Origin of the sequence: Clostridium senegalense (genome assembly GCF_018916625.1) — a bacterium.
In the GTDB taxonomy this organism is placed as follows: Bacteria; Bacillota; Clostridia; order Clostridiales; family Clostridiaceae; genus Clostridium_J; species Clostridium_J senegalense.
Genome location: NZ_JAHLNC010000010.1, coordinates 89,779 through 108,501 on the forward strand (window position 1 = coordinate 89,779; position 18,723 = coordinate 108,501).

At 25.5% G+C, this 18,723-nt stretch carries 20 protein-coding genes; 8 read left to right on the top strand and 12 right to left on the bottom strand.

The window, feature by feature from the left end:
• Positions 1-216: 216 nt before the first annotated feature.
• The gene (locus KQI36_RS15330) at positions 217-1,074 is read right to left on the bottom strand and encodes an AraC family transcriptional regulator (RefSeq protein ID WP_216451657.1); all 858 of its coding nucleotides are present in this window, start codon (positions 1,072-1,074) and stop codon (positions 217-219) included.
• A gap of 865 nt (positions 1,075-1,939) precedes the next feature.
• On the opposite strand from KQI36_RS15330, the gene KQI36_RS15335 reads away from it, so the two are divergent.
• Both KQI36_RS15335 and KQI36_RS15340 read left to right on the top strand, forming a co-directional pair.
• Complete coding sequence (locus KQI36_RS15335) at positions 1,940-2,311, top strand: YmaF family protein (RefSeq protein ID WP_216451658.1); 372 nt, start codon at positions 1,940-1,942, stop codon at positions 2,309-2,311.
• 218 nt (positions 2,312-2,529) lie between these two features.
• The gene (locus KQI36_RS15340) at positions 2,530-2,730 is read left to right on the top strand and encodes a hypothetical protein (protein ID WP_216451659.1); all 201 of its coding nucleotides are present in this window, start codon (positions 2,530-2,532) and stop codon (positions 2,728-2,730) included.
• A gap of 292 nt (positions 2,731-3,022) precedes the next feature.
• Here the strand turns inward: KQI36_RS15340 and KQI36_RS15345 are convergent, their stop codons facing one another.
• Positions 3,023-3,955 carry a DUF2935 domain-containing protein gene (locus KQI36_RS15345; RefSeq protein ID WP_216451660.1) on the bottom strand — a complete coding sequence of 311 codons (933 nt, stop codon included), beginning with the start codon at positions 3,953-3,955 and terminating at the stop codon, positions 3,023-3,025.
• Between the two features lie 169 nt (positions 3,956-4,124).
• Positions 4,125-5,201, bottom strand: coding sequence for a serine hydrolase domain-containing protein (locus KQI36_RS15350; protein ID WP_216451661.1), 1,077 nt, complete (start codon positions 5,199-5,201; stop codon positions 4,125-4,127).
• Positions 5,202-6,000: 799 nt separating this feature from the next.
• On the opposite strand from KQI36_RS15350, the gene KQI36_RS15355 reads away from it, so the two are divergent.
• Complete coding sequence (locus tag KQI36_RS15355; RefSeq protein ID WP_216451662.1) at positions 6,001-6,150, top strand: hypothetical protein; 150 nt, start codon at positions 6,001-6,003, stop codon at positions 6,148-6,150.
• Positions 6,151-6,831: 681 nt separating this feature from the next.
• Here KQI36_RS15355 and KQI36_RS15360 read toward each other — a convergent pair.
• Complete coding sequence (locus tag KQI36_RS15360; RefSeq protein WP_216451663.1) at positions 6,832-7,044, bottom strand: hypothetical protein; 213 nt, start codon at positions 7,042-7,044, stop codon at positions 6,832-6,834.
• A 256-nt stretch (positions 7,045-7,300) separates the two neighbouring features.
• Here KQI36_RS15360 and KQI36_RS15365 point away from each other — a divergent pair, with 256 nt between their 5' ends.
• The 3 genes from KQI36_RS15365 (at position 7,301) to KQI36_RS15375 (ending at position 8,464) form a co-directional block, all read left to right on the top strand.
• Positions 7,301-7,576, top strand: coding sequence for a DUF3784 domain-containing protein (locus tag KQI36_RS15365; protein ID WP_216451664.1), 276 nt, complete (start codon positions 7,301-7,303; stop codon positions 7,574-7,576).
• Between the two features lie 102 nt (positions 7,577-7,678).
• Positions 7,679-7,921 (top strand): hypothetical protein, encoded by a 243-nt coding sequence (locus tag KQI36_RS15370; protein ID WP_216451665.1) that lies wholly within the window; start codon positions 7,679-7,681, stop codon positions 7,919-7,921.
• 60 nt (positions 7,922-7,981) lie between these two features.
• On the top strand, positions 7,982-8,464 hold the full coding sequence (locus tag KQI36_RS15375; RefSeq protein WP_216451666.1) for a GNAT family N-acetyltransferase: 483 nt from the start codon (positions 7,982-7,984) through the stop codon (positions 8,462-8,464).
• 201 nt (positions 8,465-8,665) lie between these two features.
• Here the strand turns inward: KQI36_RS15375 and KQI36_RS15380 are convergent, their stop codons facing one another.
• The 5 genes from KQI36_RS15380 to ric all read right to left on the bottom strand — a co-directional run bounded on the left by KQI36_RS15380 (position 8,666) and on the right by ric (position 14,238).
• Positions 8,666-9,043, bottom strand: coding sequence for a PH domain-containing protein (locus tag KQI36_RS15380; RefSeq protein WP_010296672.1), 378 nt, complete (start codon positions 9,041-9,043; stop codon positions 8,666-8,668).
• 285 nt (positions 9,044-9,328) lie between these two features.
• Positions 9,329-10,381, bottom strand: coding sequence for a MerR family transcriptional regulator (locus tag KQI36_RS15385; RefSeq protein WP_216451667.1), 1,053 nt, complete (start codon positions 10,379-10,381; stop codon positions 9,329-9,331).
• A 1,487-nt stretch (positions 10,382-11,868) separates the two neighbouring features.
• Positions 11,869-12,582: a Crp/Fnr family transcriptional regulator gene (locus tag KQI36_RS15390; protein WP_216451668.1), complete on the bottom strand. Its 714-nt coding sequence runs from the start codon at positions 12,580-12,582 to the stop codon at positions 11,869-11,871.
• Positions 12,583-12,699: 117 nt separating this feature from the next.
• A complete protein-coding gene (locus tag KQI36_RS15395; RefSeq protein WP_216451669.1) occupies positions 12,700-13,506 on the bottom strand; it encodes a DUF438 domain-containing protein in 807 nt (268 codons plus the stop codon).
• A gap of 12 nt (positions 13,507-13,518) precedes the next feature.
• Entirely contained in the window at positions 13,519-14,238 is a 720-nt protein-coding gene (ric, locus tag KQI36_RS15400; protein ID WP_216451670.1) for an iron-sulfur cluster repair di-iron protein, read from the bottom strand.
• Positions 14,239-14,765: 527 nt separating this feature from the next.
• On the opposite strand from ric, the gene KQI36_RS15405 reads away from it, so the two are divergent.
• A complete protein-coding gene (locus tag KQI36_RS15405) occupies positions 14,766-15,233 on the top strand; it encodes a VOC family protein (protein WP_216451671.1) in 468 nt (155 codons plus the stop codon).
• A 257-nt stretch (positions 15,234-15,490) separates the two neighbouring features.
• Here the strand turns inward: KQI36_RS15405 and KQI36_RS15410 are convergent, their stop codons facing one another.
• Together KQI36_RS15410 and KQI36_RS15415 are read right to left on the bottom strand one after the other, a co-directional pair.
• Entirely contained in the window at positions 15,491-16,036 is a 546-nt protein-coding gene (locus tag KQI36_RS15410; RefSeq protein WP_216451672.1) for a cyclase family protein, read from the bottom strand.
• Position 16,037: 1 nt separating this feature from the next.
• Positions 16,038-16,493, bottom strand: coding sequence for a MarR family transcriptional regulator (locus KQI36_RS15415; protein ID WP_216451673.1), 456 nt, complete (start codon positions 16,491-16,493; stop codon positions 16,038-16,040).
• 276 nt (positions 16,494-16,769) lie between these two features.
• On the opposite strand from KQI36_RS15415, the gene KQI36_RS15420 reads away from it, so the two are divergent.
• Positions 16,770-17,309 (top strand): GNAT family N-acetyltransferase, encoded by a 540-nt coding sequence (locus KQI36_RS15420; protein WP_216451674.1) that lies wholly within the window; start codon positions 16,770-16,772, stop codon positions 17,307-17,309.
• A 288-nt stretch (positions 17,310-17,597) separates the two neighbouring features.
• On the opposite strand, the gene KQI36_RS15425 is transcribed toward KQI36_RS15420, so the two are convergent.
• Positions 17,598-18,719 carry a DegT/DnrJ/EryC1/StrS family aminotransferase gene (locus tag KQI36_RS15425; protein ID WP_216451675.1) on the bottom strand — a complete coding sequence of 374 codons (1,122 nt, stop codon included), beginning with the start codon at positions 18,717-18,719 and terminating at the stop codon, positions 17,598-17,600.
• Positions 18,720-18,723 lie beyond the last annotated feature (4 nt).

Here is an 18,723-nt window from a genome sequence, read left to right on the forward strand (position 1 = left end):
TATATTCTTATAAAAAATAACAGTTTGTTGAAAAAAACTGTTTTAAAACGAGGGTACTGAAAACTTAAACTTTTTCAGTACCCTCATATTTTCATATCTTATTTTTTAGACTAAATCCAATATCATTTAATTAGCTAAATGATATTGGAATATTGCCTCCATCCTCTTTCCTCCTATCCAGAAAGAGTTTACATATCCTAATATCTTAATTACTCCCTATTTTTTCTTTACTGGAATCCAAATTTCGCTATAGTAATTTTTATCTAAAATCCCCTTTTCATACTCATTTGGATCACTATACATTTCTATATTATAACCTGCAGCAATTTCATAATCTCTACAGTTTGGTAACCACTCTGAAAATATTTTTTTATTAGTTTCTTGAATTGATGCTGGACCTGGTCCATAACAAGGAAAAACAGCCCAAGTAAACTTAGGAATTGTTTTAACTATATATCCTTCCATACCTTCTTTCTCTTTGGAATAATCCTCTGCAATAAGGTATTCAAATTCATTACCACCCATTTCTTCATCAATGTTAATACCATACATTCCACATATATCCTTTAACTTTCCTTGTGAAATATGATCATTCCAAAATGAAGGTACCTCCATAAATGCTGAATCATATTTAAATTTCTTATAGGCTCCTACAACCTTAAATTCATCCTTATCTATTATTTTATAGTCCATAATATATCCACCTTCCAATGAAAATTTGATTTTAAGGGCAACAAAAGACTTTATCATTGCACCCTCTTTACGAACCGCAGATGGTGTAACTCCATGAAATCTTGTAAAAGCTTTAGTAAAGCTATCTGGAGAATCATATCCATACTTTATTGCAATATCTATTATTTTTCTATTAGTAGATAAAACCTCACTGCCGGCAAGTGCAAGTCTTCTTCCCTTAATGTACTCACTTAAGGAATATCCACATAACATTCCAAATCCTTTTTGAAAATAAAAAGGAGAAATATTTACCCTATCTGCAATTTCTTTTATGGATAAATCCTTGGTAATATTATCTTCAATATAAGAAATAGCTTCTCTAATACTTTCAATCCAGTCCATAATTTTTACCCCCATCACAATTCGTTAATCTAATGTTATCATCATCAAAGATTGATATCCCGACTTTTTAAGCTTTCTTTTGTCCTATAATTATTATAACAAAAAGTGGATAGTCTACTTAGGTTATTTAAATTATTAAAGGTAATGAACTTATATAATTTGCTAAACGTTAAAAATAGAATAGTTTTTCACCTATCCTACTAACTATTCTTTCTTAAATAATTTAATTTCTTCTATTTTGGAATTATCTCTTTAATTAATTATAAATCATATAATTTACGCTTTTATATACCCTAAACACTTCTGAATCGTTTTTTATATAAAATATTAATACATTTCAGTACTATAGGGTTGCAAGTTAATTGAATTAAGAATTATTTTACTGTATTATTATAAATGTACTTTTTTAAGATTTGAAGTCTTTTGTAAATGTTTACAATGCATATTAAGAATTCTGTAGAGGAGGTGATTTATATCCATAATTATAAGGCTACTATTATAGTATTTGCAGTAAATATATTTCTTATAATAGTAAATTTATTATTGTTTCCTATATTAGTAAAAATCAACAATTTAAGTAAAGCAAAAAAAATATTATTACTTTTAAATACACTTTTTTTCATCTTAAATGTTATAGTTTTATTTATATTAATTACATCAACACTGTTTGATTATTTCTTAATTTGATAGATTACAATATTAAGTTCATGATTAATCATCTAAATACATAACACTTTAAGTAAATTTTAAAACTATTAATGGATGTTCTTTCTTTAATCACCTTAATTAACTGCCATAATTTGAATACCTAATATGGAATAATGTCATATCATATACTATATTTATATATTTAGGAGGTATATTTATGAGTTCTAAATTTTATAATTGTAGAGATTATTGTATAGATTATGAATATGATAATTGCCCTAGAGAGCAAACCCATACTCATGAATTTTTAGGAAGCACAAAACTTGCCGAAGAATGTGATGAAAGGCATAATCACCGTTTCGCTGGAGTTACAGGACAGGCTATCAGACGTGAAAATTCTCACGTTCATGAAATTGAAGTAAGAACAGATTTTTTTGACCATTTCCACAAAATTTGTATTCTTACTGGACCAGCTATACCTGTAGGAAATGGAAAACATGTTCATTTAGTAACAGGAATGACTACTTTTGTAGATGGTCATAGACATGATTTCATATTTACTACTTTAATTGAAAGTCCTTTAGTATAGTATAAATCAACACACACATATAAATTTATTTTAATATGTGTGTGTTTTTAATAATTACCATTATAAAAGCAGCCTATAAACCTACTCATTTTGTTTTATCTATAATTTAATTAATTCCCATAATCTGAATATCAAATATACTGTAATGTCATATTATAATATATAGATTTATTTATATATATATCTATTATATTTGTTTATATTTGGGAGGTATATTTATGTCATGTAATAATCGTAGAAATAATTGTAATAATGATAGAGATGATAGAGATATTTGTAGGGATTTTTGCAGAGAAATTTGTAGAAACTCTGGATGTAATAGAGATTTTTGTAGAGCTGTTTGTAGAGCTATTTGCAGAGACAACAGAAATAATAGGAATGACAGAGACGATAGAGACAATTGTAACAATATATTTTAGTAATAAATACTACAATTTTGCAAACAATAACAAATATAATTTTATATTTTCTACCTTAATTAAAAGTTATCTAGTATAATTATATGTCTTAATATAAAGCACTCACATATAAAACTATTTTAGCTTACTATGTGAGTGTTTCTAATATCACTTATTTAATGTGTATTCTTATCTTATAGAACAACTTGTTTAAGCTTGGAAATATTCTTTTTAGCTATATTTAATTTAAATTTATAGTTTTGTTATACTACTTAAACTTATGCTCTTTTATAGGAATGGTCCTTATCAATACTTATTGTACTTCTACTGTTTTAAATATTTTTAATAACCGTAAATAATGATTTGCCTCACGTAAAGTGTGGTCGGCTAATAATGGTATTATTATAGATTTAATTTTACAATCTAATAATCCCTGTGTACCTTGTTTTTTAAATTCTTTAATTTTTATAGTTGCTTTTAGACTGTCATCTGTAATTTCTGAAATTGGCAGTGTCATATTCATGGCTTTTATTGCTTTTTCAGTAAGTTTATCAAATTCATTTCCAAAGTTATTTGCTGTATCTATAAGCTCATTTTCTGTCGGGTCCAAAAGTCCACGAATAAATTTTGAGTGCTCAGCCATAATTCTATTCCAGAAAATTTCTTGATCATAAGCATCTTTCTCTAAGTTAATATCTTCATTATCTTGAAGCCTTTCAATTAATCTATAATAAAATGTTGCTTCTCTTAAAATATGGTCTATAAGTAAAGGATAATTATTGGTAAACATATTACAATGTATAACTCCTGATAATATATCTGACTTAAATTGTACCAATTTTAAAACCAATTCCATTGCTCTATTATTAATTATTGATACCCTTTCTTCAAGTAGTGCACTACTTCTCATAGAATCATACCCCATAAGCCCTGACTCTGATTTTGTCAAATTAGTTGGAATTTCTACTCCTGTAAAATATGATGAAGCCATTTCAGCTTTTAACGTATATGGTGTGAACACTTCACCGGATTCTAATATACTATTACTTACAACACCATTAGAAATAGATATAACATCTGCTAAAAGCTTATCAAATTGCATTCTAAGAGAATCTGCTTTATGTGTGAAACCTAAGTCTTTTTGCGTAAAACCTATTTCTAGGAAAAATGAATGTTCTTTCATAATTCTTGCAAAAAAAAGATGTAACTCTAGGGACTGTCGTATAAATTCATTATTAGATAACATATTCAACCTTCCTTAATATAACAATTATTTCTTATATCATTATATTTATTATACACATTAGTGTTACCATTAACATTTATCAATTACATATAAGATATATTTCATTGATGAGTTATCTATTGATTTATTATTTTCAAAAATATTTTTATACCAAATTCCACATAAATAATTAAGAATTTACATTCATTAATACATCATGTATATCCCAACCTAATGAACCTGCACACCATCCCTGATTAGCTAATATCACTACAATTACATTAGTACTAGGATAGTAATATAATCTGCAGCTAACTCCATACTCTTCCCCAGTGTGTCCACACCTAACTATCTCTTTACTTTCTTTATCTAATATAAATTCATTTGCGTAGCCATACATCCATATATAATTTCTTGGCGTATCATCATATTCAAGAACCTTTGGTATAAACATCTCCATTGACATTTTTTCACTAAGCAATTTATTATTCCTTAAGGCTTCTATAAATTTTATTAGATCATCTGCAGTTGAGGTAGCTCCACCATCGGAAGCAGCATTAGGTGTTGTTGTATATATATTTCTTTTCCATCCTATAATTTTTTTATTACTATCTAAAGTAGCTTCATAGCCTTCAGCAACTAAATCATCAACATCATCTAGTGAAATAAAATCAGAGTCTTTCATATTTATCTTTAAAAAAATGTTTTGTCTAACATAATCAAAATAAGATAAACCTGATGCTTTTTCTATTATAAGACCTAATAATATATATCCTGCACCATTATAATAATATTTCTCATTAATTTTACTAACTGGTTCTTTATGAATAAATAATTCCAAATAATCTTCCAATCTACGCATTTTGTAAATTGGTATATCATACCAAAGTTTTTCCCATTCATTATCATCCTGTTCTTCATCAAAATAATCTGCAATACCAGAAGTATGTGTTAGCAGACTTTCAATTGTTACATCATTAGGAATTTTACTATTTTCAAGGTTTAAATATTCAACAACTTTAGTACTAAAAGATACCTTCTCCAATTCAATTAGTTGAAGAATAGATACTGCTGTAAACATTTTGGAGATTGATGCAATCCTAAAGCGAGTTTGCAAACTATTATTCACTCTCCAAGTTCTATTTGCATATCCATATGCTCCTGAGAAAATTTCTTCATTTCCTTTCTTTATTAATACAGCACCTGAAAATTGATTTTTATTAACCCTATCAAAAATTAATTCATTAATTTGTTTTTGTAAATTCATGACCATTCCCCCTAACCCTAAAGTTTTAAGATAAACTTTAAAATTATTCATTTTAAAGCTTGAATACTGAAAATAGTAATCTATTCCTTTAATTAGCTAAATTAAACACTCTATTTCCTATAAAAATATTTTTAAGCTATTAAATAAATTTAAACTCAATCCTATTTTTCTATATTACATTAATTATAGCTCGCCTAATATGCATTTTTATATACCCTAAACTTTTCTGAACTGTTTTTTATATAAAAATATTAATACATTTCAGTACTATAGGGTTACAAGTTAATTGAATTAACACTTATTTTACTGTATTATTATAAATGTACTTTTTTAAGATTTGAAGTATTTTTGTAAATGTTTACAGAGGTTTTGTAATCTATATTAAGAATTCTATAGAGGAGGTGATTTATATCCATAATTATAAGGCTACTATTATAGTATTTGCAGTAAATATATTTCTTATAATAGTAAATTTATTATTGTTTCCTATATTACTAAAAATCAATAATTTAAGTAAAGCAAAAAAAATATTTTTACTTTTAAATACACTTTTTTTAATATTAAATGTTATATTTTTATTTATATTAATTACATTAACACTGTTTGATTATTTTTTAATTTAATAGATTACAATATTAAGTTCATGATTAATCATCTAAATACATAACACTTTAAGTAAATTTTAAAACTGCTAATAAATGTTCTTTTTTTAATCATCTTAATTAACTCCCATAATTTGAATACCTAATATGGAGTAATGTCATATCATATACTATATATATTTTAGGGGGGAATATTCATGAGTTGTCCATGTAATAATTTTAAAAATAGTTGTAACAAGTGTCATCCAGATTATTATAGACCACCTAAATATCCTGATTATTATATAAAACCTAACTGCTGCAACCATTGTAAAAAAGATGAATATGATAATTGTTATTCAAATTAGCCTATCCTCATAAATCTTTAAGGTTAATAAAGCCTTGCTAAGGAATCTGATAAAAGGCATAATCACCGTTTTCCTAGATTTATAAGACAAGCTATCATAGGTGGAAGTTATCACGTTCATTTAGTAATAGTCATGACTTGTGTTGTTTACTACTTTAATTGATAATCCTTTATTATAAAAATCAAGTACTCATATATAAACTTATTTTAGTTTAATATGTGAGTACTTTTAATATCTTTTATTTTTATCTTATAAAACAACTTGTTTAAACCCGAAAATATACTTTTTAGCTATATTTAAATTCATAATTTTGTTATACTACTTAAACTTCTACCCACACTGTCTCTACAATTTATTATTTTTCTTCGCTAATGATACCACTTCTGTAGAATTAGCATCAGCCCATAATTTTTGAATAAAACCCCTGCCATCATTTTGTAGAAGCTTTTTTACCTATGACCGAAAATTACTCTTTTATACACTTTTTTATTGCCATATTTCAACTTCTCATTATATAAAAAAATTTATGTTTGCATTTGGATATATACACTACAATTTCATGATTAGAAATATATTTCTTTTATGTTTCTAAAATCCTTTAATTTTGTGTCAGTATAAGGTTTACTTTTAGAATCCTTTTTAAATGAATGTTAATATATGAGCATAATAAAAGTGGACATATTATTTAATTTTATTATACTTGTTTTGCTGATTTTTTATGCACCATATAATATCTGCAATTAACAAACCAAATGATATACCAAAACCTGTACCACTTATTGCAAAGAAAATGTTATCGCGCATAATTATTGAAAAAATAACACCTACAAGCAAGCCAATTATCATTCCAATTACAAGATAGTTGGAAAGGTCATTATGTTTATTATTTTTCAAGTCAATACCTCCTATTATATAAATAATCTCCACTGCGAATTCTAATTTGTATGATAAACAATTATAACACAATTGTTTATTATTTTTATTATAAATAATATATTCATTATAAATTCAGCCAAAATATGAGTTTCAATTATACAAATCTTAATTATCTTAGATTACATGATTTATATTAATTTATTATTTATACATAATTTACAACTTAATGATATAATTGTAATATAAATTAATCATATTGAATTGGAGAATTATTATGATTGTTAAAATATTAATTATTATTCCATTTATCATATTGGGTATTTTTCTTATTGCAGGATTTAATGCAATGCCTAAAGAACAGCAGCAAAAATATGATGTTATCTCATTATGCAAATTTATGGGTAAACTTATGTTTATGATTTCTTTTTGTATGATTTTTTTGCTTTTAAGTGATACTTTCATAATGAAAGCATTAGGATTTACATTATTATTAGTTTCAATTATATTTTCTGTAGTATATTTAAATACTAGAAATAGCTTTAAGAAATGATTTTAAACTATAATAATATTTACGGTTTGATAACTAATTTGTAAACTATATACCTCAAAACAGAAGAAGAAAAGAACTAAACATATACAAAGGAGAAAAACTATGGAGTCACTTGCAATCATTTTATATTTAATTGGGAGTTTTGGAAATATCATCACATATCTTTTCACTCCTACACTTATTATATATGAAAAAGATAAAAAGAAGAGAAATTTAATACTAGGATTTACTGCATTATTAATAATATCACTTATTATAATGCCTAATAAACCTAAGGAAGAAGACATAAAAACAAACACTTGTATAGGAAAACAATTTACAATTTTAAAAGTAGATAATTTTTAAAATCAACTTGGGATTCTATAATACGAGCAAAATAAATAGAAATTTAGGAGAAAATTTAAAATGGATATACGAGAATATAAATCAAGTGATTGTGAGCAAATCGCAAATCTGTTTTATAATACGGTTCATTTGATTAATGCAAAAGATTATACACAAAAGCAATTAAATGTATGGGCTACAGGAAACATTGATATTGTTCAATGGAATAAATCTTTTTTAAATAACTATACATTAGTTGCAGAAGAAAATAATATGATAATTGGCTTTGGTGATATTAATAATGAAGGGTACTTGGATAGGTTGTATGTACATAAAGATTATCAAAATCTTGGTATCGCTACTGCCCTTTGCGATAGATTAGAAAATCACTACTCTGTAAGACATATCATAACTCATTCATCTATAACTGCAAAACCATTTTTTGAGAAACGAGGATATAAAGTAATAAAAAAACAATTTGTTGAGCGAAATGGTGTACAACTATCAAATTATATAATGAAAAAATACGTGAATTCCAATTCATCCTATAAATTAAATAAATAATCTTAAATTTCTAAGAACTAAATAGCAAAGTGGACAAGTTAACTTATCCACTTTTATTATGTTAATATATCAGCATTGATTTAAAACAAAACCTAAAATTAAATTAAGTGTATATGTTTTAATGCTTTCTTTTTTTAAAAAACTATCCATATAAGAAATAATACAGCCTTTATGTAATTTAAGTAATAATCTTTCTATCTATTATCTTAAAACATACTCTGCTAACACACTTTGAAGCTCATATATATTTAAACTTTTATTAAATTTTTTTTCTATAACTGAGCTCGTTCCAGAAATCCATATTTTAAGTTCTGCATCTAAATCAAAATGTCCTGCAGTTTCTATGCTAAAATGAGTTATAGATTTATACGGAATAGAATGATATTCTATTTTCTTAGCTGTTAAACCTTGTTTATCTACTAAAATTAATCTTTTATCTGTAAAAATAAACATATCACGAATTAACTTATAAGCTTTTTCTACACTTTCATTTTTTGATAATATATTGCTGTAATCCTTTTCTACTTCATTTATACTAACTTCTGAAGCGTTACCTATTAATCCATCAAATACTCCCATTTACTGTCCCCCTAAATATTATTTAATTCATATTTTTATAAGTTTTCTTTAATACTATTTTATAATACTAAATTTTTTTACAATAAACAACTATTTTTTAACTATTTTAGATTATTGTACTATTTTTTCATTTTATTTTTAAATTTTATTAATATTTTTAATTAAAATTTTATATTTTCCATTTCCTATCATCATAAAATATGTATTTAATCTTTTAATTTTAATATTAAAAATTAGTCTTATAATACTAAAAGTTTTATAAGACTACATATATTAAATATTAAACTATTTTATTATTTCTACTAGCCAAGTAAAATTTATAATATGGTCAGTTTTAATTTTATACCCTAACATTGTAATATGATTTTTAAATTCATCTAAAATTGTATAGTATTTATTATTAATTACATCCCATAACTGATTTTTATTTTCGCTAAGTAGTTTTTCTCTACATTTATCTTTTTCTTTATTGTTTATAAACATAAAATCTATAATAATAATTTTCCCATCATCATTCAAGTATTCTAGCATATTATTAATTGCTTTTTTCTTTTCTTCATGATTCAAACTATGGAAAGCATAAGTAGTTACTACAATATCAAAATAATTTTTTTGAAATGGTTTATCTAAGAAATTACCTAATTTTAAATTCATGTTACTATATTTATTTTTAGCCTGTAAAATCATTTCTAAGCTTTGATCTATTCCTAATACTTCTATTGAACCACTTAATTCTCCACATAAATTTCCTGTTCCACACCCAATATCAAAAACCTTTTTTGCACCATATTTGATTATTTCATTTCTTACCTTTATTAAAATATCATCATATTTTTCAAAAAGACCTAATTCATCATTTGATTTATCTCTTACCATTTTATCAAATTTAACTGCTTTATTATCAAATCCCCACATATCAACCCATTGCTTTCTATTTGATTTGTTTTCTTTTAATATTGTGTCTATATCATTTATAAAATAATTATTTTCTATGTCATCTTTTTTACTAACTAAAATTTTATCAATACTTTTAGTTAATGTACTTTTTATATTTTCTAATTCATAAATTTTTCTTTCAATAGCTTTTGATTGAAGGTATAAACTTCTTATAAACTGTGTACTTGAACAGTTATTATTATCTATAAGAACTTTTATATCTCTTAAAGAAAATCCAAGCTCTTTTAATAATTTGACAGTTCTTAATTTTAATAAATCATCTTCACTATAGTTTCTATAATTATTTTTTTCTCTCTTAGGTATAACTATTCCATAATCTTCGTATACCCTTAAACTTTTTGAAGATATATTAATTAAATTACAGACTTCGTTAGTATTCATTAAACCGCCTCCAATAAAAGTATAAAGCCTGCCTATGGGGCAGAGTCAATAACTTTTACTTTTAACTATCTAAAAAACTCCTAAACAAGCAACTATTTAAAATTCTACCTCCATCACAAGAGGGACAGGTTCATTTTTGGATAGTTTCTTTGTTTTAGCTGTAGATTCCACAAATGCTGTATTCCCATCACCTAATAAGCAAAGAACCAGTACCCGATACTTTGGTTTTAGTGAATAATCTAAATAAGTAATTGTTCACAGTATTGCTCCATCATGAATGAAACTTTTCCAGTTAAAAATTAATAGGGAGCAGTTAATAGTTGTGGTTATTTTATCTAAAAATCTAAATAATCAATATTATATAGTTTTTCTTCCATCACAAATGGGACAGGCACGATAAGTTTTATTTTCTTTGCTACCTTTTGATGCTCCCCTAATTTTACATTACTAACATAATAGTTCAAAGCCAGTCCCTAACAACTACGCTACTTTGCAGCTCAAGTACTGGTTCTTTGCTCGATATTTTACTTTATCTAGCCCGTTTTATTGAGTACTAAATTTTTTATGGTCGTACAATCTAAGTGAACCTGTCCTTCTTGTTACGGTTATACACCTTAATTTTAACTTTGACTAATTTTACTTCTCAAACTTAAACTTTATCTCCTCTAAATTCACAGAAACTGGTAGTCCAGTTTCAACCAACATTGCCAATTGTCCTTTGTCCATTGTTAATTTCTAAAAAGCTATCTAAAAAACTCCTAAACAAGCAATTAACCAAAATTTTTACACCATTACAAGAGGGACAGACGCGTAATTGGCTACTTTACTATACTTTAGACTTGATACTTTTGTTGATTTTAGTTTCTCTCCACTATTACTCGAAGTCGGTCCCGAACATCTACGCAGCAAAGCTGCTATTTTAGGACTGGCTTTGATTAATTTAGGTTTTATTGATAATCTTTCGATTTCACTGAAAAAATAAATTATGGAAAACATGCTTTGGTACGCCTGTCCTTCTTGTTACGGCTGTAGACTTTGAATATAGCTTTTGTTTAGTTTTATATCTTAAACTGAAATTTTACTCCCTTAAATTTAAAGAAACTAGTGGCCCAGTTTCCTCCTTAATTCATAATTCCTAATTTTTCAAATTGTCCTTTGTTCATTGTTAATTTCTAAAAAGCTATCTAAAAAACTCCTAAACAAGCAACTATTTAAAATTCTACCTCCATCACAAGAGGGACAGGTTCATTTTTGGATAGTTTCTTTGTTTTAGCTGTAGATTCCACAAATGCTGTATTCCCATCACCTAATAAGCAAAGAACCAGTACCCGATACTTTGGTTTTAGTGAATAATCTAAATAAGTAATTGTTCACAGTATTGCTCCATCATGAATGAAACTTTTTCAGTTAAAAATTAATAGGGAGCAGTTAATAGTTATGGTTATTACTACTCATTTTATTCCTAGTAATGCTAAACGTAGTTTTATCTAAAATATTTTTGTTTCCAGTAGTTCTAAGTCATTTATTATTATTTTTTTAGTACCTATAAGCTTTATTATATTTTCATTTTCTAATAAAGCTAATTTTCTGCTCAATGTTTCTCTTGCTATTCCACAGTAATTAGCCATTCCCTCTCTATTAAGTGGTAAATTTATTTCTATCTTCATATTAGTTTTCTTTCCATATTTCGCTGAAAACTCTAAGAGCATACAACATATTCTTGCTTCTGGACTGTTATTGGATAGATTTTTTGATAGATTTTCTACTTCTATTAATCTTTTGTTTAATTCAGAAAGAAGTTTTAAACAAATTGAAGGATTCGAAAATAATATTTCTTTTAAATCATTTCTTGAAATTGTACATAATTCAGTATTTTTAATAGCAATTGCAGATACATTGCTTTCAGAAGTTTCTCCTAATATATTACTCTCTCCAAGAAAATCTCCAACACTTAATATGTTTAATATTTGTTCTTTTCCAGAAGCAGTATTTTTACTTAATTTAACCATTCCTTCACTTATAATAAATAATTTTGAAACTTTATCCCCTTCTAAAAATAAGCTTTCTCCTTTTTCTAAGCTCATATGCTTTCTTATATCTATTATTCTATCTAATTCTTCTTTAGAAAGAGATTCAAATATAGGTATTTCCTTTGCATATAATTTACTTGCACACTTTTCACAGCAAAAATCACAATCCAAAATAAACACCTCCTAATAAAAATTACATACTTAATTCATATTTAAAAATACAAAAAGTATTAATATATTTGTAAACATATTAATACCTTTTATTATAAACTAATGGAATATATTTTATTACTTGCAATCCTCAGGAGTAAAACTACAATATCCTATGTTATCACATTTTACTTTCATTTCATCCCACTTAGTTTCACTTTTAATACTTTCTAAAGCTGTGGGATATAATATGTAATTTTCTTTAAAGATATGGTCCTTTAATTCAAAACAAATATCATTTGAAAGTTTTTTCAGCTTCATTTTATATTCATTAAAATCCATATCATAAACTGATTCACTTAACTTTTTTAATTCCTTTTTCTTTTTTCTTAACTCTTCATGTTCAAGTCTCATTATTCTAGTTGGTCCGGTAACTTCTCTTACTTCAAGTTCTGGAAATAAAACATCTTCCTCTCTTTTATGATGTAGTTCAGCATCTAATATATTATCAATTAATTTAGTTACTTTTTCAAATTCTACTCTATTTTTATTAAAACTGCCCATGTCTAGTATTGTCTTTGTTACTTCATCTAGTTCTCTTAAAAAGCTTAAAATCAATTCATGCTCTTCTATTAATGTATATAAAACATGTCCTTTTGATATATTACTTTGTAACTTTTCAAGTTCATCTTTCAAAACCATCATATGAATTTCGCATAGATGCCTTAACTCACTGGGATTCATCCCCTCTTCTATTAAACTTTGTTCTGCTATAGACAGTTCTAGAGGTGTTATTGACTTAACTAAATTTAATCCCTTTTCTTTTAACTCTTCTGTTATTCCATGTTTATTTAACTCTTTTAAAACAATAGTCAATTCCCTTATTTTTTCTTCATTAGCAGTTTTGCTTGCTCCTATATTTAATATAATTGTGTTTTTTTTCAATTTAACCACCCCTTATTTATGTCTTTTAAATAAAATATTATTCTCTTTATGAATATGAATAAATAAATCTTTTTCAAGTTCATGCAGTTTTGAATATAATAATTCGAAGCTTGTACACGCCCATTCTGGAGCAGTATAACCATCTGTAATAGTATCTAATTCTTTGATTATATCTCCAGCTACTTCATGTTCTTCTATAAAACTTTGTATTTCTTCTATTAACTGTTCTCTTTCATTCTTATTAATTATTTTTCCAAGTTCAATTATTTTTGGAAACAACTCTTTTTCTTCCTTTATTAAATGTTCTTCCAATTCAAATTTTAGTGTTCCAAAAAGTTTATTAACTCTTTTTAAAACTTCTGGTAAATGATTATAATGAACTTTAAATACTTTTAATAACAAAGGACTAATGTCATTTAATAATTCAAAGGTTTTAGTGTGATGAACATTTATTATATGATTTATTAATTCTTCTGAAGATTTTTCATTCCAGTTTACATATGAAGAATTATTAGCTACAAATTTATCAAATTCTATATTTACATTTTTAATAAACTTATCTACATCAATTCCTTTTTCATTTAATGCAACCTCTAAATTTTTATTTCCACCACAACAATAATCTAATTGCATATTGTTAAATTTCTCTACAATTCCTGGATAAATGATAACACATTCACCTAAACTTAAATTTTTATTTATGTTTTTATTTTCATTTATATTTTTTATCATATTAATTTCCTCCAAAATTTAAAATTTTTATTATAGAACTTTTCAAAATTAAATTCAAAACTTTTACTCTGTGTTTATGACTAAATTATATATAAAATAAAAAAATAAAAATGTGATTATAATCAAGTTTTTTAATAAATATATTTAAATTCTAAAACTATTAAAATTTCTACTAAGATTGTCATACTAATTTTATAAATGAATATTGTTAATTATGTTACCAGTAACTATATGTATCAGTTCAATATAATATAGTTCACACTCATAAAAATAGCAATTTTTAGAGAATAAATTGAATATTTATTTAATTGCGCAAAACTTAATGTTATAATTAGGAAATGATTGCACTATGGGATTATAAGATGAATTTTTAAATTGTGCATTTATCAAATGAGGAAATTTAAGGTTAACATCATACTAATAGTTGATAACTTATTTTAATTAATAGTTATGTTTATTATTACTCACTAATAATGCTAACCGTATTTTTTATAATATAAAATAAATTTAAAACAAGGAGGAGTACAATGAAATTCTTAAATCCAATGATAGTTGTTTCGGATATGGAAAAATCAAAACAATTTTACTATAAGGTGCTTGGTTTAGAAGTTGTTGTTGATTTTGGTGCAAATGTAACTTTAACAGGTGGGATTGCATTACAAACAAAAGATACTTGGTCGAATTTTATTCACAAACAAGATAGTGAATTTTTTTTTGGTGGAAATGTAGCAGAGTTATATTTTGAAGAGGATGACTTTGATGGCTTTATTCAAAAAATAAATAGTATTGAAGGTATTAACTATGTTCATACTATTGTAGAACATTCTTGGGGACAGCGTGTTATTCGTTTTTATGATCCTGATAAACATATTATTGAAGTAGGAGAAAATATTATAATGGTTGTCAAAAGATTTTTAAATAGTGGTCTATCAATTGAAGAAACTGCTATCAGAATGGATGTATCCGTTGATTATATAAAATCTTGCTTAGAATAAATTATGAGACTGTAGAAATTAAAGAATCTTACTTATCATTTTTATTTTTATATAAATTAAATTTTAAACATATTAAAAAATACCTATATCCAACAGATATAGGTATTCTTAAATTTAAATAGCCGATAATGATAATACTTATCCCCTATTTTACTATTCAATCTTATTTAAGATTTTATTTTATTAACTTCTTCACTATCTATACAAAATAATACTAGTATCTTCAGAAATAGGTATAGATTTTCTAAGTAATTAGCTTATATAGTTTCTATTTCAACCTGTATTGCTGTAGCCCCTTCAAGTTGAATCCAATTTAAATTTGCTTTAAATTCTAAACCAACCTTATCTAAATTACATATATTTTCAACAACATAAGCACCATTATTTTCAACATATTTATCTATTACAACATGGTCCTTTCCATGTTGTATTCCACCTAAATCAATTCCTATTAATTTTACATTATAATCTAATAATTTATCTACAATCTTATTAGTTAAATATGGCCTTGTATCAGAATTAAAATATTCTTCACTTCCGTATCCATACTTTTCTAAATATCCTGTTCTGAAAATTATAAAAGAGTTTTCTTTAATAGATATACTATCTATTACGTTAATATCTATAACTTCTATATTTCTAACATCTATTATTTGCGTCTCTATTTCTGATGGCAATTCTATATTTGTTAGATTATAGCAATCTATATGTGTTCCTATATGCTGTCTTTGATGTGCTGGTTGTGAATCACCCCATTTTAGTATTTTATCTGGAATATTAAATTCTTTTAAATGTAAATTCATATTATATATCTCCCTTTGATTTTATTATTTCTTCTAAATAGTTATTAAACTTTATTAAGAAATTAGCTACAACTTCTTGTTCTTTTTCTGATACATTTTTAAAAAACACATCATTTCGTTCTTCCCATTCTTTATGCTTTATCTCATGATGTTTATATAATTTTTTACCCAAATCTGTTAATTTAAAATATATTTCCTTATCATTATTAGGTTTTTTATATGTTTCTATCAGCTTAGCATTTATAAGCTTTTTACTAATCTTGCTTATTGCCCCTCTTGTCATATTCATACCTTTAGCTATTTTAGTAACATTAGGATTTTCTATTTTACCTATTAAATCTATGCAGTGTATTTCTGAAATTCCGTAGTTTTCATATTCTCCTTTAAAAACTAGCTTACCTAATAATTCTTCTTTCTCATATATCTCTTTAAATTTATTTATAATTATATCATTCATTTTAATCACCTCTTTGCTGATTTTTAAAACAAGATTTTTATTTTTGTTTCCTTGGAAATAATATTATATTATTTTTGTTTCCTTGTCAACAATATATTCTTTCAAAATTAATATTAATAAATATAATTTATTTAAAAATAGATTGTACAAGTAACCAAGGAAGTTTGATTTATTTTATACTTTTAATAGAATTCTAATTCAAAAATTATGTATACTATAAATACAAACTATTGAATAATAGTTAAATACTTTAAAAGAAAGTTAAAAGGTGTCAAAATGAACATTACTATTAAATTAGCAGATAAAAATGATTTTTTTATAATTAAAAACTTTATTCCACTTTTTAGACAATATGTAGCGAAAGTATACAATGAACTTCCCAATAAATATGGTGTATTTTCCTACGATAATTGTAAAACATTACAAGAATTATGTGATAAAAGAGAATCTTGGACTAAAAAACCTAATGAGTTATTTCCATTTATTATTTATGCCTTTGATAGACCTGTTGGGTATGCTTTGGTATCGAAAGTTAAACCAAATTCCTTTGAAAAAAGTGATTATTTTATTAATGCATTATTTGTAGTTGAACCAGTTAGAAGGAAAGGGGTTGCTTCCGCTGCGGTAAAAAACATTTTTGATATGTTTATTGGAAAATGGGAATTACATACAAGCCCTGCAGAGAATAATATCCCAACACAAAACTTTTGGAGAAATTTATTAAAAGATTATACTAACAATAATTACACTGAATTCATTAATAAAACAACAGATGGAGATGAAAAAATAATTTTTAGATTTAGCAATAACTCTTAATATAGGGTTCCAAGTTGACTCTTAAAATTATCCATTTCAACACTTGGATACCTAAAATAGTGAGACATGCTCCGAATTACTTAGAATTCAACACTGCATCTTGTATAAAAATATTTTAAGGTTATTGAATAAATTTAAGTTGGAGCTTGTTTCCCTATAATTATTTATAACTTAATTATGATTACTTATTAACATTAATAAAGCAGAAGGTCTAAACCCATAAAAAACTGCCCCAAAATAGATTCATAGTCTATTTTGAGGCAGTTTTATTTCTTAATTTTAAAATTATTATTTTCTATAGAATTCTCTTATTTTTTCACAAACATACTCTACTTCTTCTTCTTTTAATTCTGGATAGATTGGAAGTGCTAGTATTCTTTCTGATACTCTTTCAGCTACTGGGAAATCTCCTTTTTTGTATCCTAAATAGCTAAAGCAGTTTTGAAGGTGTAATGGTATTGGATAGTATATACTTGTTCCTATTCCATTATCTTTTAAATATTGATTTAATTCATCTCTCTTATCACATGTTACATTAAATACATAATAAACAGGTTTTTGATCACCTTTAACTTTTGGTAAAGTTATTTCAGGTATATCTTTTAATCTTTCAACATATAAATCGTGTATTTTGTTTCTCTTTTCAATTGAATCATTGATATATTTTAATTTTATACGTAGTACAGCTGCTTGAATGTTATCAAGTCTTGAGTTATATCCTATATACTCATAATGATATTTCTCTTTTGCACCGTGTACTCTAAGCATTTTTGTTAAATCAGCAAGTTCATCATTATTTGTAACGATTAATCCACCATCACCATAAGCTCCTAATGTTTTTGTAGGGAAGAAAGAATATATTCCCATATCACCTATAGTTCCTGCGTGTCTATAAGTGTCTCCTTTTCCTTTCCATTGCATTCCGAAAGCTTCTGCTGCATCTTCTAATACAGATAAATTGTGTTTTTTAGCTATATCCATTATATCATCCATATTAGCCATTTGGCAGAATAAGTGAATTGGAAGAATTCCAACTGTTTTATCAGTTATTGCTTCTTCAATTTTTGTAGTATCTATATTAAATGTTTCTTCATCTATATCTACAAATACTGGTTTTCCTTTGTGTTTTGCTAAGCATGATGTTGATGCTAAGAAAGTAAATGGTGAAGTTATTATTTCATTTCCATCTTTATAATTTAATATATCTGATGCCATAACTAATGCATCTGTTCCTGAAGCTACCCCAATAGCATGCTGTGCAGCTGTATATTCTTGTATTTCTTTTTCAAAAGCTTTTACATCATCACCTAGAGTTTGAACTCCGTTTCTTATTGAATTTAGTATAGCTTCATTAAATTCTTCCATTTTTTCATCATATTCTCTTTTTGAAGTATAAAATCCTACTTTCACTAAT